General features: G+C 54.2%; 13 protein-coding genes. 5 read left to right on the forward strand and 8 right to left on the reverse strand.

What is annotated here, in order from left to right:
• The 4 genes from ACWVX6_RS09820 to ACWVX6_RS09835 form a co-directional block, all read right to left on the reverse strand.
• Positions 1 to 571, reverse strand: a 571-nt coding sequence (locus ACWVX6_RS09820; RefSeq protein WP_455153035.1) for a Gfo/Idh/MocA family oxidoreductase, incomplete at its 3' end; no start/stop codon positions are given.
• 83 nt (positions 572 to 654) lie between these two features.
• Positions 655 to 1,683, reverse strand: coding sequence for a sugar ABC transporter substrate-binding protein (locus ACWVX6_RS09825; protein WP_118761989.1), 1,029 nt, complete (start codon positions 1,681 to 1,683; stop codon positions 655 to 657).
• A 78-nt stretch (positions 1,684 to 1,761) separates the two neighbouring features.
• On the reverse strand, positions 1,762 to 2,637 hold the full coding sequence (locus tag ACWVX6_RS09830; protein ID WP_117492511.1) for a sugar phosphate isomerase/epimerase family protein: 876 nt from the start codon (positions 2,635 to 2,637) through the stop codon (positions 1,762 to 1,764).
• A 53-nt stretch (positions 2,638 to 2,690) separates the two neighbouring features.
• Positions 2,691 to 4,352, reverse strand: a complete 1,662-nt coding sequence (locus tag ACWVX6_RS09835; protein ID WP_455153036.1) for a solute:sodium symporter family transporter — start codon at positions 4,350 to 4,352, stop codon at positions 2,691 to 2,693.
• Positions 4,353 to 4,659: 307 nt separating this feature from the next.
• Here ACWVX6_RS09835 and ACWVX6_RS09840 point away from each other — a divergent pair, with 307 nt between their 5' ends.
• The 3 genes from ACWVX6_RS09840 (at position 4,660) to ACWVX6_RS09850 (ending at position 7,434) form a co-directional block, all read left to right on the forward strand.
• A complete protein-coding gene (locus ACWVX6_RS09840; protein WP_455153037.1) occupies positions 4,660 to 5,682 on the forward strand; it encodes a LacI family DNA-binding transcriptional regulator in 1,023 nt (340 codons plus the stop codon).
• Positions 5,683 to 6,337: 655 nt separating this feature from the next.
• On the forward strand, positions 6,338 to 6,754 hold the full coding sequence (locus ACWVX6_RS09845) for a MarR family winged helix-turn-helix transcriptional regulator (RefSeq protein ID WP_118649000.1): 417 nt from the start codon (positions 6,338 to 6,340) through the stop codon (positions 6,752 to 6,754).
• 17 nt (positions 6,755 to 6,771) lie between these two features.
• Positions 6,772 to 7,434: a YczE/YyaS/YitT family protein gene (locus ACWVX6_RS09850; protein WP_118481356.1), complete on the forward strand. Its 663-nt coding sequence runs from the start codon at positions 6,772 to 6,774 to the stop codon at positions 7,432 to 7,434.
• Between the two features lie 73 nt (positions 7,435 to 7,507).
• On the opposite strand, the gene ACWVX6_RS09855 is transcribed toward ACWVX6_RS09850, so the two are convergent.
• Both ACWVX6_RS09855 and ACWVX6_RS09860 read right to left on the reverse strand, forming a co-directional pair.
• Positions 7,508 to 8,503: an ATP-binding protein gene (locus ACWVX6_RS09855; protein WP_455153038.1), complete on the reverse strand. Its 996-nt coding sequence runs from the start codon at positions 8,501 to 8,503 to the stop codon at positions 7,508 to 7,510.
• Between the two features lie 3 nt (positions 8,504 to 8,506).
• Complete coding sequence (locus ACWVX6_RS09860) at positions 8,507 to 9,457, reverse strand: DnaD domain protein (RefSeq protein ID WP_158578397.1); 951 nt, start codon at positions 9,455 to 9,457, stop codon at positions 8,507 to 8,509.
• A gap of 519 nt (positions 9,458 to 9,976) precedes the next feature.
• Here ACWVX6_RS09860 and ACWVX6_RS09865 point away from each other — a divergent pair.
• Complete coding sequence (locus ACWVX6_RS09865; RefSeq protein WP_110435853.1) at positions 9,977 to 10,180, forward strand: helix-turn-helix domain-containing protein; 204 nt, start codon at positions 9,977 to 9,979, stop codon at positions 10,178 to 10,180.
• A gap of 55 nt (positions 10,181 to 10,235) precedes the next feature.
• On the opposite strand, the gene ACWVX6_RS09870 is transcribed toward ACWVX6_RS09865, so the two are convergent.
• On the reverse strand, positions 10,236 to 12,359 hold the full coding sequence (locus ACWVX6_RS09870) for a polyribonucleotide nucleotidyltransferase (protein WP_110435854.1): 2,124 nt from the start codon (positions 12,357 to 12,359) through the stop codon (positions 10,236 to 10,238).
• A gap of 327 nt (positions 12,360 to 12,686) precedes the next feature.
• Positions 12,687 to 12,953: a 30S ribosomal protein S15 gene (rpsO, locus tag ACWVX6_RS09875; protein ID WP_110435855.1), complete on the reverse strand. Its 267-nt coding sequence runs from the start codon at positions 12,951 to 12,953 to the stop codon at positions 12,687 to 12,689.
• Between the two features lie 1,275 nt (positions 12,954 to 14,228).
• Between rpsO and ACWVX6_RS09880 the strand changes: the two genes are divergently transcribed.
• Positions 14,229 to 14,468, forward strand: coding sequence for a hypothetical protein (locus tag ACWVX6_RS09880; RefSeq protein ID WP_118761996.1), 240 nt, complete (start codon positions 14,229 to 14,231; stop codon positions 14,466 to 14,468).
• The last annotated feature ends 309 nt before the right edge of the window (positions 14,469 to 14,777 follow it).

Genomic DNA, 14,777 nt, shown 5'->3' on the forward strand with positions numbered 1-14,777 from the left:
AACCGGTTACGTAGCGAACCATATCGAAGTCGTGGATCATCATATCGTAGAAGATACCGCCGGAAACTGCAACGTAGGAAGCCGGGGGCGGCTCCGGGTCACGGGAGGAAACGATAACGATATGCGGATCGCCGATCGTGCCGTCCTTAACTGCATCTGCAACTGCCTTGTGGTTGTGGTCGAAGCGGCGGTTGAAGCCTACCTGGAACTTCACGCCCTTCTCCTCAACGAGTGCGAGCAGCTTCTTGATCTTGTCGATATCATAGTCGATCGGCTTCTCGCAGAATACGTGCTTGCCAGCCTGAACTGCTGCCATGGAAACATCGCAGTGGGTGTCAGTGGAGGAGCAAACGAATACTACGTCTACCTCAGGATTGTTGATAACGTCCATAAAGTCGGTGGAAACGTTGGTGATCTTGCGCTCTGCCAGCCACTCGCGTGCGCCGGACTTGTCAAGCATCGGGTCAGCAGCAGCTACTACCTGAACGCCCGGTACGGAGTTGATCAGGTTGTTGATGTGCAGCTTGCCGATTCGGCCGCAGCCTACAACGCCAATTTTCAAAATGCCCATTGGAATTCTCTCCTTATAGAAACGTGATTTTTTAATAGATACACTGCACTTACTGCCGCAAGTGCAGCGCATGGTATTACGGTTTACTGTGCAACTGCCTTGCCGTCCATCTGGCTCTTGAGGGTTGCCATGTAGTCCTCGGCGGTGGTGCTGTCGATGACCTTGGTGCCGCAGTCAACAAAGCTGTCTACCTTTTCGCCGTTCAGATGTGCCACAACGGTCTTAACCGCCTGATAGCCCTGATCGTAACCGCTCTGTGCAACGGTCATGGTCTCGCCGCCATCGAGGATGGACTGTGCTGCGGTAATATTGCCGTCAAAGCCGATGAAGATGGTCTTTGCATAAGCCGGATTGTTCGCTGCTGCACGCGCTGCCGCGATTGCACAGTCGTCATTGTGGCAGGCGATGATAGCCAGACCCTCCGGATGGCTCTGCATGATGCCTTCCATGCAGACGGTTGCCTTGTCAGCTACCGCATCAGCATACTGCACCTCGTCTGCGAGGAACGCGCCGCCTGCGCCGTCAATGCCTTCCTGGAAACCGGTGCGGCGTGCATCGGCGGTGGAGTCACCCTGAACACCCGCAATATAAGCTGCTTCGATCTTATCCCAGCCTGCTGCCTTCGCCGCCTCGACAGCCTTTTCGCCGCCGCTTGCCGCTGCATCCTTCTGACCGATGCCGATGAACGAAATCTTCTCCGGTGCATTAAAGTCCGTATCGATTGCGAAGATGGGCATATCCGTGCCGCTTACCAGCGTGGAAGCCATGTCGCCCTGCAGCGGTGCGATAATCATCGCGTCATACTTGTTGGCGTGCAGATCGGTTTCGATCATATTCTGCTGCTCATCGTATGCGGTTTCGGAGGTCGCGCCCTTCATGTCGAGCACCGCGCCGGTCTCGGCCGCCGCCTTTTCCGCGCCTGCCATCATGTACTGGGTGTATTCGTTCGAGGTGGTCTTGAACACGATGGAAATGTTGTAATTGCCATCGTCGCCCTCAGCCTGAGAGCCGTTGCCGCCGGTGGAATCGGAGGACGAGCCGCAGCCTGCGAGCATGGATGCCATCAATGCGGAGGAAACAAACAGTGCGCCGATTTTCTTCAGATAGCTCATAATAAATTCTCCTTTACAGATCAAAAAATGTGACAAATACTGGGGAATATGCTGTGAGATACTGCTGATTTTACGATATTAGAACTGTGCGTATTTTTCAACGTGTGCGCGGGTGACTTCTGCGGACTTCTTTACATTCTCCTCCTGCGACATCTCGTAGTATGCCGGACGGAAAATCTCGATGGTGCAGCAGTCACCGTCAAAGCCGATCTTCTTGAGCGTATCTGCGTAGCGCGCATGCGGCAGGCAGTCGCCCTCGGCACCCGGCCACAGACGCTTTTCGTCGTTGTTGTAGTACGCGCCGCAGGGCATATCCTCGGTGCCGTTCAGGTGCCATACGAAAATCTTCTTGCCGTCCGCCTTTTCGAGGGTATCCCAGCCGGAGCCCATTGCGTAGAAGTGGTACTGATCGAGCGTTACACCAACCAGCGGGCTGTTTACTTCCTCGACGATTGCGTAAGCATCCTCAAAACGGTTGATGGTCATGGACGGCTCGCCGCAGAACTCGAGGCTCAGGCGGATGCCGTGCGGCTCGCACTTCTTAACCATTTCCTTGAGAACGGCAACTGCATCCTCGCGGATCTCCTTGCGGGTCGGGGTCAGGCCGCGCTCCTTCATGTCCTTGCTCGGTACGACAACGATCATCTTGCAGCCGAGGATGTTGCAGCGGCGGATGATCTCGTCCAGTTCAGCCATAACGGCATCCTTCTCCTCCTGCGTCTGCTTCATGTTGAAGAAGCACAGTGCATTGTAGGAGAGCATCTTGAGGTGGTGGCTCTGGAACCATGCGCCCATCTCCTCGAGAGTGATCTTGCCGGCTTCCAGATCGCGGTTCAGGCACTCCGACTGAATATCAATGCAGTCGAAGCCGTACTTCTCGCACAGCTCGAGGTCCATCATAACACTGTGGTTCTTGCAGAAACGGTCATTTGCTTCATTAAATCCGAGTTTCATGGTAATTGTTCTCCTTTTCTTTTCTCAATTAGGTTCTTGGTTAGTTATTATACTCATGCGGCAATGCCGATGGGCGAAAACAGAATGTAGATGCCGATCGCCAGAATGATACCGATGATACATACGATATGGCGATACTTCCACGGGGTCAGATCAACTGCGCCGACATCGGCCGGAACATATTCTTCTGTGCCGCGGTACTTGTTCAAATACCACATGATGGAAAACTCAACGAAGAACAGCACAGCGATGGCGTACAGATAATGGACCGGCTCACCCGAGGTGGGGTAACAGGGCTTGAGGATCATAAACGCGCCGTAAGCGATAACGTGAACAGCGGTGATGACCTTGGGCGCGTACTTCGGTGCCTTGCGGAAGATCAGCGCGCCGAGTACGGTGAACAGGATCGGCAGGGAAACGAACTGGCTCATAGAGTTGAGGAAGGTCGTGATGCCCTTGGCGAACATAACGAACGGTGCCACGCAGATAGCGACTGTACCGGCGCAGGTGCCGTAGATCTTGCCGACCTTGACACACTGCATATCCGAAGCCTTCGGATTGATGGCGGTGCGGTACAGGTCGAGGGTAAACATGGTCGATGCGGAGTTGAGCACCGAGTTGAACGAGGACAGGATCGCGCCGAACAGAACAGCGGCGAAGAAGCCCATGACCGGCTTGGGGACAACGGCGGAAACCAGTGCCGGATAAGCAAAGTCGATCGCGGAGGAACCGGCCGCCGCCAGCTTGTCCTGAATGGACGGCAGGTGGTAAGCGATAACGCCCGGCAGTACCAGATAGAAGAAGCCGATGGTCTTGAGGAAACCGCAGTAGATCGCGCCCTTCTGACCTTCCTTCAGGCTCTTTGCAGCAAGTGCGCGCTGTACAAAGGACTGATTCGTGCACCACCAGTACAGATTGTTGAAGAACATTCCCGTGAAGATGAGCGGCCACGGCAGAGCCGGTTCAGCAGCATCCCACGAAGCCCATGCGTTGAGCTTTTCGGGTTCGGTTTGTACGAGGTACTTGACACCTTCTACCAGACCGCCGCCGGTGGTCTCGTGACCCAGCAGCGCCAGCGCGAGGAACGGAATCATCAGGCCGCCGATGATAAGGCCGATGCCGTTGATGGTGTCGGATACGGCAACCGCCTTCAAACCGCCGAAGATGGCGTAGCAGCCGCCGATAATACCGATGACGACACACAGAATTGCAACAGACTGAAACTTGCTGATGCCGAAGATACCGGAAATATCGAAGATATTCTCAAATACAACTGCACCGGAGTAAAGGATGACCGGCAGATTGAGGATGGAGTACATCACAACGATGACGAACGAGAACATCAGCTTGGTGCCGCGGCCAAAGCGTGCTTCCATCAGCTGCGGGATGGTGGTCGTGCCCATTTTGAGGTAGGTTGGCAGGAACCACAGCGCCAGCGCAAACAGCGTGAACAGTGCACCGACCTCCCAGCCGATCGGGCTCATATTGGAGGCCCAGCCCTGACCGTTTGTGCCGACAAGCTGTTCTGCGGACAGGTTGGTCAGCAGCAGCGAGCCTGCAATGACAATACCCGGCAGTCCGCGCCCCGCGAGGAAGTATCCCTCGGCGGTGTCGAGCTTGTCATCTCGGGTCTTCCACGCTGAAATGACTGCCACCATGACGGTGAAAAACAGGAAGCTCAGCGCGATCCAGATCATGGAACTGAAAAATGACATTTTGTTTCTCTCACTCTCTTTTGGGGAATTTTTCGGTTTTGTGAATGGCCTTGTTCACTTGACAATCACAGAATATCACAGTGGATTTCCGGTTGCAATAGCTTGGGCGCACTATCATTTATCCGTGCATTATATCGTGATTGTGCATATTAAGATTGCGAGTATTTACGATATTATGCACAAAAATGGCGCTATCATTGTATCATTGGCGATGTGCGGCACAACATTTTCGTGCAGATGTAACATCTGGCGCACGGCTGTATTTTATGATATAGTATAAGTACAGATAACGCAGGAGAGTGATTTTATGGTAACGATGCAGCAGATTGCTGACCGCTGCGGGGTGTCGCGCGGAACGGTGGACCGCGCCCTGCACCACAAGGAGGGCGTGCGCGAGGAAGTCGCGGAGCGCATCCGCGCGACGGCGCGCGAAATGGGCTATATCTCTAACCGCCTCGTCATGCAGCAGACGCAGCAGTGGAAGATCGGCGTGGTGCTCCACTCCGACCATTCGCCCTTCGTGCAGATGCTGTGCGAGCTGTTCGAGAGCTTTTCCGAGCGTGAGCTTCTCCCGAACATCACGGTCATCGTGCGCGCGATGCAGGATATGGATGTGCAGCATCAGCTGACGTTGATCGATGAACTGGTAACGACCGAGCACATCGACGGCCTCGCGCTCATGCCGCTTGCGAACACGCTCGTGCGCGACAGGATAAACACGCTCAGTGAGCAGCAGGGCATCCCTGTCGTGACGTTCAACACGGACATCACCGACGCGAACCGAATCGCCTATGTCGGCGCGGACAACATCGCGAGCGGCCGCGCCGCCGCCGCACTGCTCGGCATGGTCATGCAGGGGCACGGCAGCGTGCTGCCGATTCTGGGGCAGCGCAGCGGTCACTATGCCGACTCGCAGCGTTTTACCGGCTTCAGCACCGAAATGGCGGAGAGTTTTCCGGATATCCGGGTTCTGCACCCGGAATGCTCGTTCCTCGACGAAAGCCTTTCCGAGCGCATCGCTATGCGCGCCATTCAGTCGGACAGCGAGCTGCGCGGCATCTATCTGACCTCCGCAGGACGGGAGGGCGTTTACCGCGCCGTGCACGCCGCACACCGCAGCGAAAAGCTGCACATCGTCGTTCACGATGTCACCGAGGGCAACATCAAAATGGTAAAAAACGGTACGGTCGATTTCATCATCGGGCAGGACGTCAATACACAGGGCACGCTCCCAATCCGTCTGCTCTACGACTATCTCGAGCGCCATCAGTTCCCCAGAGAGCGCATGAATATGACGGATATTACGATTAAATTCCGCGGAAATGTGTAAAAATTCATGCTTTTTTCAAATAGATTGCAAGACCATAAAAAGAGCGTATAGCAAGTTCAAGCTATACGCTCTGAGACTGTCGAAAAACTTCGTTTTTCCGACAATCTGTGTTTTGACTTCGCAAAACACGGACGTCCGAAAGTTCCCATTCGGAAACTTTCTCCCTCTTAAAGTATAAAAACCGAGGTACACGCCCCCGATTTTTATGAATTTGCTTTGCAAATTCTATTAAATGCGTGCTACCGCACGAAGCGTAAAAATTAAAATAATACTTTTTTGACAGATTGAGAGCGTATAGCAATTTCAAGCTATACGCTCTCGTTTTATTTTACTAATAATAAACCAATATTTTTATTATACACTTGTTTCGAGAAAACTACGGTATTTTGCAGAATCTGCGGGATTGCTGAAACCGAAAATGCTTCAAAATTCGGAGTAAGAAACCTTGGTAGCGACCCTCTTGTACGCCTGCGCCGCGCAGGCGCAGAATCGTTAAAAACAGCGTAAAGTTATATCTAATGATAATATAACGGAAAGTAATCTATAATAAGGAAAGAAAATATAACAAAAAGTATAAAAATACAATTTGACAATCCGAACTCATGGGCATATAATTAGAAAACAAACTGTTTGAATTAGAACAAAGGAGAACGCAATGGAATTTTCCACTCATTACCTGCTCATGGCTGACCATGCCATGCTGCAGAAACTTGTCATGTCGCGCATCAAACCGCTCGGTCTGACCACCGGCCAGCCTAAAGTGTTGGACTTTCTGCAGGATCACGACGGCGCCATGCAAAAGGATATCGCCCAGGGCTGCCATATCGAGCCGTCCTCGCTTTCTACCATCCTCGGGGGAATGGAACGCGCCGGACTGCTTGAACGCAGCACACGCGACGAAAACCGCCGTACGGTGTATGTCCGCCTGACCGACCTCGGCCGGGAACAGTGCCGCCGCTTGAATGATATCTTTGCCGCCGCAGAAGAGGAGGCGCTGCGCGGCTTCTCACCGCAGGAGATGCAGCAGTTACAGGCCCTGCTTGAACGCATTTATCGCAATCTAAACAACTAAAAGGGGATAAAATAGGCATGAAAGGCTCTAAACTCGGTATTCGGCTGCTATATTATTTCGGCGGCTTCTTCGTCATGACTATCGGCATTGCACTGTCGGTCAAGTCCAATCTCGGCGTGTCGCCGGTCAGCTCCATCCCATACACCATGACCTGTGTCTGGGGCATTGAGATGGGCGTTGCGACCGTCATTTTCCACGTTATTCTGGTCATCCTGCAAATGCTGCTGATGCGCCGCCGCTTTGAATGCAAAAACCTGCTGCAGATTCCGGTCGGCATGGTGTTCGGCGCATTCACGACCACCTGCAACACGCTCGCGGCAATGTTTCCCTCGACGGACAACCTAATTATCCGTTTGCTGATGTGCTGGATTGCCACTGTTTTCGTTGCAATCGGCATCTTTTTCTACGTTCCGGCGGACATTATGCCGCTGGCCGGTGAAGGCGCTATGCTGGCCATCTCCACGCTGACCGGCAAGCCGTTCCCGACCGTCAAAATCGCGTTTGACGTATCTATGGTGTGTATTTCGCTCATCACCTGCCTGATCTTCCTGCACGGACTGGGCAGCGTCGGCATCGGTACAGTTATCGCGGCGCTGCTTGTCGGTATCGAGCTGCGCATGATTACGCATCGGTTTGGTCGCTGGCGCGATAAGCTGCTCGGCAAACAATCCGAAATCTGAGGCAACACCGCAGTTTAATTATGCGGTGTTACCTAAAAATCCCTCTCTTTCTCGCAAAAAGAGAGGGATTTGTTTATGTTCTGCGCATTTTCAGCAGCCGGATGTCATCACCGAAGAACCGCAGCGGCAGGAACTCGCCGAGCAGGCGGGAGGCCACGGCAGGCGAATATTTCTCGCTGAGCGTTTCCGGCAGTAGGTTGGTGTTGATGATCATGGGGCGCTTAGCCATCAGGCGGTTGTTGATCAGGTTGTACAGCGCGGAAACCGTGAAGGCGGTGCCCATTTCGGTGCCCATATCGTCGATAATGAGCAGGTCGGCGCGTTCGTAGCGTGCAGCGCGTTCTGCGGCGGCTTCGCCGTCACCGGAGCCGAATTTGATGGTCTCATACGCGGCAACAATGTTGATGGCGGTGTCGTAGGCCACGGAAAATCCGCGTGCGGAGACCGCCTCGGCAATGCAGGTAGAGAGAAAGGTCTTGCCCAGACCGGTCGAGCCGAACAGCAGCAGATTGGGGGAATCCTTGCCGAATTTTGCGGCATAAGCCTTGCATTCGCCCAGATTATATTCCATATTTTCACGCGGCGAAATACCGCTGCGGCCATCCGGGCGGGTGGAGTAAAAGTTCATGTCGAACTTGGAAAAGTTCTGATCGGCAATCGGCAGCACCGAGGAAAGCTGTTCCTTGAGCAGCTTGGCGTAGCGCGCCTTGACGCACTCGCAGGTCGCACTGCCGGCGTAGCCGGTGTCGCCGCATTTTGGGCACAGCGGCTTGTCTGTCAGATAATCGGCGGGAAGTCCCAGCTGCCGGAGCAGGTTGCCGCGTTCCTCCTGCAGACCGAGATTGCGGTCGCGCAGCTTTTCGATTGCAGCAGTCGGGTCTCCGCCGGACTCCATTGCGGCCCGCAGAACGGACGCTGCTGTGGTGCTCAGCTCGCGGTCGATTGCGCGGATACGCGGCTCGCGTGTGTAAATATCACGCCGGCGCGCTTCCAGCTCCTCGGTGTGAGCCGTGCGCTCGCGTTCCAGCTCGCGCCGTGCGGCGGCGAGCAGTTTTTTATCGTATGCCATAGGTTATTCCTCCGTGTTGCGGCGATGACTGCGCACGCGTGCAGCCCAGTCCTGCTCCCACGCGGCGAGCGTGGCGCTGTCGGTCGGCTGTGCGGGTGTCTGACCGACGGCGGCAGGCACAGCAGACACGGCAGACGTGCGGGTTTCCGGCTCGAGAGCGGTGATTTCGCTGACCGTATGTACGCCCGCATTGTCCCATCGGCGCAGAATGCCGAGCGTGTAATCCAGACTTTTGTGTCCCTGTTTTTGACCGGTGCGGTGCACCGCCAGTTCTACTGCGTCGGCAGGGAAGCCGTGCGCCAGTGCAAAGCGGCAGACGCGCTGCTCCTTGGGTGCAGGCTGCTCGGTATCCGCACCGAGTGCACGGTAGATCGCCTCGCTGAGCGGTTTTTCGTCCGCACGGCGTGTTAGGTACTGCTGGGCCGCCTGCGCGGTGACAATGCCCATATCGGCCCACTGGTTGGCTTCTCGGCGCAGATCGGTCGTGCGGACCGTGCCCTTTTCGCTTTTCAGATAGCTGAGCAACTCAATCGTTGCGCCTGCGTCCAGACCAAGATAGTCGTAAATGGTCAGCAGACAGCGCAGCTGACCCTCGGTCAGCGCACGGCCTGTAATGCCCTCTGCTGCATCGCAAAGGCCGGAGAAGGTCTGGTCATCCAGACGGGCGCGGCGCAGCTCATCGCCGGTGTAGCGCGGCGCTTCGGCGGATTTGTCGGTTGCTGCTTTGGTTTTTTCTGTCGGCGCGATCAGGTTGTTGAGCGTAAATGCCGCACGTTCGTAGCGGTCGGCGCTCAGACGCAGGGCGCGCGCTGCAGCGGAGCCGTCCGTGCCGCCGTGCCGCAGGATATAAAGATACAGCAGCGCCGCATCGCCGTCGCCGACCGCGATCAGCTTGTCGAGCATGTCGCAGCGTGCTACGCGCAGTTCGCCCTCGGGCAGCAGCACAGAGGTCATGGGCTTGTCCTTCTTTCCAGTGGATTTTGGTGTACCCCTCATTATAGCATAAATCCCTCTTCATTTGAAGAGGGAAGAATTGCAGAGAGTAACAGAATATGTGCCACAATAAAAGCAGAAAACCGAGGAAACTCTTGGTTTTCTTCGTAAACTGGTGAGAGTGTAGCCACCATCGGCTGCGCTCTTTTTCTATCTTCATTATAGCGGTTTTAAGGGGAAAGTCAATATGGGTTTATTTGCGTGATTTGCGGTGATTATCATTATATAAACCGAGATATTGCCGTCGAATTGTCCGCTTACGCAGGCAAATCACGGTTCGGCGAAGCTGACTGCAGCCTTCGCAAATATCTTTGCTCCAAGAGAGTGAAACATCCCATTTGGTATAGCAGGTGCCCTCCAGACGGTTGAGACAATCCAGACAAAATTCAGCCATAAGCTCACCTCACACACATTATACTCAATATATTGGGCATAGTCAATATATTAGGTCGTGTTATGTTGTGCGTGAGGTGATCGTACATGATCAGTTACGCTCCGTTTTACCGGACGCTTTTAGAAAAAGGCGTTACAGAATACCATTTAATTTACAAACAGGGCTTTTCCGCCAATATTCTGCACCGCATGAAGCACGGTAAAACAATCACACTGAAAACGCTGGATACATTGTGCTTTATCCTAAACTGCAGTGTTTCGGACATTATCGAGTATATCCCGGATGAATAAAAAGGCTTCGGAGCACTGCTCCGAAGCCTTTTTCTCTATTTCAGCCGAAATTCAATTACAGAATCTTCTCTTCCGGCTTAACGTCCTTCATAGACAGGTTTACACGGCCCTTGTCGTCGATCTCCATGACCTTAACCCAAACCATGTCGCCTTCCTTGACAGCGTCCTCAACCTTCTCGATGCGGTGGTCAGCCATCTTGGAGATGTGAACCATGCCGTCCTTGCCCGGCAGCAGGTTTACGAATGCGCCGAAGTTCATCAGGCGGACAACCTTGCCGTAGTAGATTTCGCCCGGCTCCGGCTCCTTGACGATCGCTTCGATCATCTTCTTCGCCTTGTCAGCGTCGGTTGCCTTAACAGCAGCGATGGTAACAGTACCGTCGTCCTCGATGTCAACCTTTGCACCGGACTCAGCAACGATGTTCTGGATTACAGAACCGCCCTTGCCGATAACCTCGCGGATCTTGTCCGGATTGATGTGCATGGTGGTCATCTTCGGTGCCCAGTCGGAAACGTCCTCACGCGGCTGCGGGATAGCCTTGAGCATGATCTCGTCCAGAATGCCGTAGCGGGCTACGCGGCACTTCTCGAACGCCTGCTTGATGATGTTCGGGGTCAGACCGTCAACCTTGATATCAACCTGAATAGCGGTGATGCCCTTCTTGGTACCTGCTACCTTAAAGTCCATATCGCCGTAGAAGTCCTCAACGCCCTGGATATCGGTGAAGGTGGTCTCCTGACCGCCGTCGGTGATCAGACCGCAGGAAATACCGGCAACCGGTGCCTTGATCGGAACACCGGCGTCCATCAGAGCCAGCGTGGAACCGCAGACAGAGCCCTGAGAGGTGGAGCCGTTGGAGGAAATAACCTCGGAAACCAGACGCAGAGCGTACGGGAATTCGCTTACCGGCGGGATAACCGGCAGCAGAGCGCGCTCAGCCAGTGCGCCGTGACCAATCTCACGACGGCCGGGACCGCGGGACGGACGGGTCTCGCCAACAGAGAAGGACGGGAAGTTGTAGTGATGGATATAACGCTTCTCCTTCTCCTCGAAGATGGTGTCCAGCTCCTGCGCATCGCCCAGAGTACCCAGAGTGCAGAGCGTCAGAACCTGGGTCTGACCGCGGGTGAACATGCCGGAACCGTGTACGCGCGGCAGAACGTGAACCTCGGCAGCCAGCGGACGAACCTCTTCCATGCCGCGGCCGTCTACGCGCTTGCCGTTTGCCAGCCAGCGGCGAACGATCTTCTTCTGCAACTTGTCTACGCACTCGCCAAGGTTAGCACCGTGCTCTTCCTTGTACTCCTCGTCCAGAGTTGCTTCAAACTCGTCAACGATAGCGCGCACGCCGGCGTCACGGACGGTCTTGTCGTCGGTATCCATAGCAACCTCGAACTTGTCGTTGCAGGCTGCCTCGAGCTTGTCGAACAGGTCGTGGTCGATGTCATGATGCTCGTACTCGAACTTCGGCTTGCCGATCTCGTCCTTGATGGACTGGATGAACGCGCAAACCTTTTTCAGCTCCTCATGAGCCTCCATGAGAGCATTGAACATGTCGTCCTCCGGAACTTCCTTTGCACCGGCCTCGATCATAACGATCTTGTCCTTGGTAGCACACAGGGTAACGTCCATCTCGGAAGCAGCGCGCTGCTCGGAGGTCGGGTTGATAACGGTCTTGCCGTCAACGATGCCAACCTGGCAGCCGGCTACAACGTAGTCGAACGGAATATCAGAGATAGAAACTGCGATGGAAGCGCCCAGCAGAGCAACAACCTCCGGGGAGTTGTCATAGTCGTTCTCCAGAACAGTGCAGACGATGGAAACGTCGTTGCGCAGGTCCTTCGGGAACAGCGGACGCATCGGACGGTCGATCTGACGAGAGGACAGGATCGCCTTCTCGGACGGACGGCCCTCACGGCGCATGAACGAGCCGGGGATGCGGCCTACTGCGTACATACGCTCCTCAAAGTCAACGGAGAGCGGGAAAAAGTCGATGCCGTCACGCGGCTTAGCGGATGCGGTAGCAGTAACGAGAACAGCGGTCTCGCCGTAGCGAACCAGGCAGGAGCCGTTAGCGAGCTGTGCCATCTTGCCGGTCTCGACGGTCAGCTTGCGGCCGGCGATCTCGGTCTCAAAAACGCGGTAGTTTTTGAAGTCAAAGTGGTTGATGTTTGCCATTTTGTTTCCTCCTTTAATCGTTTGGGGAGGGCGGCAGCAGCTTTTTTAGCACTTGAAACAAAAACCAAGCGGAATGGAAAATGGAGAATGCAGAATTGCTGTATTGCGCACTGCGCGATAATTGAATAAGCGCGTAGCGCAGCCAGCGCAGCGCGGACGGAACTCGCGCAAGGAGAGCGCTATTTTCCATTTTCAATTCTCAATTTTCAATTCCGAATCATGCTCTGCATGATTTGGTCTCTCTTTCAACTGCTAAAAAGCGATAATGCCGCCCAGCTTAAAATACAGAAACAGGGGAGCAGACTGCTCCCCTATTTTCGCATTTTCTTACTTACGGATACCCAGCTTAGCGATCAGGGCACGGTAACGGTTGATGTCCTTCTTCTGCAGGTAAGCCAGCATAGAACGACGCTGACCAACCATCTTCAGCAGACCGCGGCGAGAGTGGTTATCCTTCTTGTGTACCTTCAGGTGCTCGGTCAGCTCCTTGATGCGGGCGGTCAGGATTGCAACCTGAACCTCCGGGGAACCGGTGTCGGTAGCGTGGGTACGGTTTGCCTCGATAACGGCAGTCTTGTCTTCCTTACGGATCATGTCGGTAGTTCACCTTTCATAAATAAAATTTTACTCACCCACAGGCCGGGCCGCGGCTTGGTGAATGGGGGCGATAGGAACGCTCCCTTTGTCCGTCAGCTAAGCGCGGGGCGAAAGTATATTTATATTACCATGAAAATGACTGTTTGTAAAGCGATTTTCGCGGATTTCAGCATAAAATCTCGAAAGCAGACGCGCGTTTGACGAAAAAACAGGCATGTTTTTGTACAAGTTGTCAGTTTCTGCGGAATACTGCTGCGTGAATTGTCGGATTGTACAATTATGAATGAATTGTAAATGCGATTTTGGCACATTTGAATCTTGTCCGGCGAGAGGCAGAGTGCTATAATTACTACCATCATCGGTGGAGGGCTTGAGAGTTCTTCTCGCTCGCTGCCGTTTTTATTTATTGCTAAGAAACGCGACGGGGCGGTGCAGCAGCGCGGCCTGATGTCGCGTTTTTATTCGTTTTGAGGTACTTTTTCCGAATGGGAAAACGGGGTCGCATACCTGTTTTCTGCACCGGCTGGGCGGGATGCCCGAACCGCGCAGGCGGTTCGTCCTGACGGGCGGGAAGTTTTTCGCTGCACCTCAGCGGGGGAGTGCGCCGTCTGCGGACGGCGGGGACGTTGCGGTGCCCGCCGCGGGGGCAAAAAGGAAGGGACACCTGCGGTTTCCCTTCCTCTTTGAACTCCTATCTTTCCCTTATTCGGACAGCACGGCGGCAATCAGAGAGCGGCGACCGCTTCGGAATAGGGGAACGGCAGTCGGGTTACTCTTGCGTAGGAACGCGCATTACGCGTCCATTACTCGACCTATACGCAGTTCTCGGATGCCGTTCTGCTACACATACCGGCAACTCTACGCAGACGCGACACAAGGTGAATTGCCCGAAGGGCAAGAGAAGGTCCCCTGGGGGATAACAGTGTCGCGCAACTCGTTTGCGCGTTATTTCGCATAGCACCTGCGAATTTTATATGCCGCTAATGCTTTACCGGAGGGAGGGATGAACTCATCACTCCGCGTGTTGGCGAATTGCATTGATTTGATCAACCTGTACTTACAAATGACCGTAGGGGCGCACATTGTGCGTCTTTTTTCTGTTCTGCACAAACAAAACCACGTGCCTATGGCGATTTTCCACAAACCGGGAACACCAAACTTTGTGAAAAACCGCCTTTGCGGAAAAATTTTGTTTTCAGTATAATAAATATGTAAAAACGACTGTATATATTGTTTTTTGCGTATTTCATCAACAAAACAGGAGAAATGGACATGGAGCGGATTAAGGCGGCGTGCATTTGTCAGACCCTGCATTTCCAGCTGAAGGAGGATTTGGAGCACAGTATTGCGGTGCGTCTGGTGCGCGAGGAAGTCGAGCACTACAAGCAGGCACTGGAGCGCAACCGCACGCGCTATAAGATCGTAGACGAGGCGGAGCAGGAGGATGGTTCGGTAGTCATTCGTATCATCAAGCAGTACAACCGGAGTCCGGTAGGCGATTATCTGGATTGAAAAGAGCCTGTCTGCGCTGCAGACAGGCTCTTTCTCTTTATTTTGTGCCGAAAAAAGCCGCAGAGCAATGCTCTGCGGCTTTTCTTATACAATCAGAAGCAGCGTGCTGCGCTTTCCGCGGGCATGGCGGATGTTGCAAGCGGGGCTCCAAAACCCGCCGCAAACCGGGAGGTCGCAGGCAGTACGGCGCTTCAAAAAGCAATCAGATGATTACTTGGACTCCTTAGCAGCCTTGATTGCGTCGATCATCATCGGAACAACCTTGAACAGGTCGCCGCAGATGCCGTAGTCAGCTACGTCGAAGATCGG

The organism is Butyricicoccus sp., assembly GCF_977037065.1.

Coding starts and splice junctions, on each gene's coding strand:
- ACWVX6_RS09825 (WP_118761989.1), bottom strand. CDS start 1,683: ATGAGCTATCTGAAGAAAATCGGCGCACTGTTTGTTTCCTCCGCATTG.
- ACWVX6_RS09830 (WP_117492511.1), bottom strand. CDS start 2,637: ATGAAACTCGGATTTAATGAAGCAAATGACCGTTTCTGCAAGAACCAC.
- ACWVX6_RS09835 (WP_455153036.1), bottom strand. CDS start 4,352: ATGTCATTTTTCAGTTCCATGATCTGGATCGCGCTGAGCTTCCTGTTT.
- ACWVX6_RS09840 (WP_455153037.1), top strand. CDS start 4,660: ATGGTAACGATGCAGCAGATTGCTGACCGCTGCGGGGTGTCGCGCGGA.
- ACWVX6_RS09845 (WP_118649000.1), top strand. CDS start 6,338: ATGGAATTTTCCACTCATTACCTGCTCATGGCTGACCATGCCATGCTG.
- ACWVX6_RS09850 (WP_118481356.1), top strand. CDS start 6,772: ATGAAAGGCTCTAAACTCGGTATTCGGCTGCTATATTATTTCGGCGGC.
- ACWVX6_RS09855 (WP_455153038.1), bottom strand. CDS start 8,503: ATGGCATACGATAAAAAACTGCTCGCCGCCGCACGGCGCGAGCTGGAA.
- ACWVX6_RS09860 (WP_158578397.1), bottom strand. CDS start 9,457: ATGACCTCTGTGCTGCTGCCCGAGGGCGAACTGCGCGTAGCACGCTGC.
- ACWVX6_RS09865 (WP_110435853.1), top strand. CDS start 9,977: ATGATCAGTTACGCTCCGTTTTACCGGACGCTTTTAGAAAAAGGCGTT.
- ACWVX6_RS09870 (WP_110435854.1), bottom strand. CDS start 12,359: ATGGCAAACATCAACCACTTTGACTTCAAAAACTACCGCGTTTTTGAG.
- rpsO (WP_110435855.1), bottom strand. CDS start 12,953: ATGATCCGTAAGGAAGACAAGACTGCCGTTATCGAGGCAAACCGTACC.
- ACWVX6_RS09880 (WP_118761996.1), top strand. CDS start 14,229: ATGGAGCGGATTAAGGCGGCGTGCATTTGTCAGACCCTGCATTTCCAG.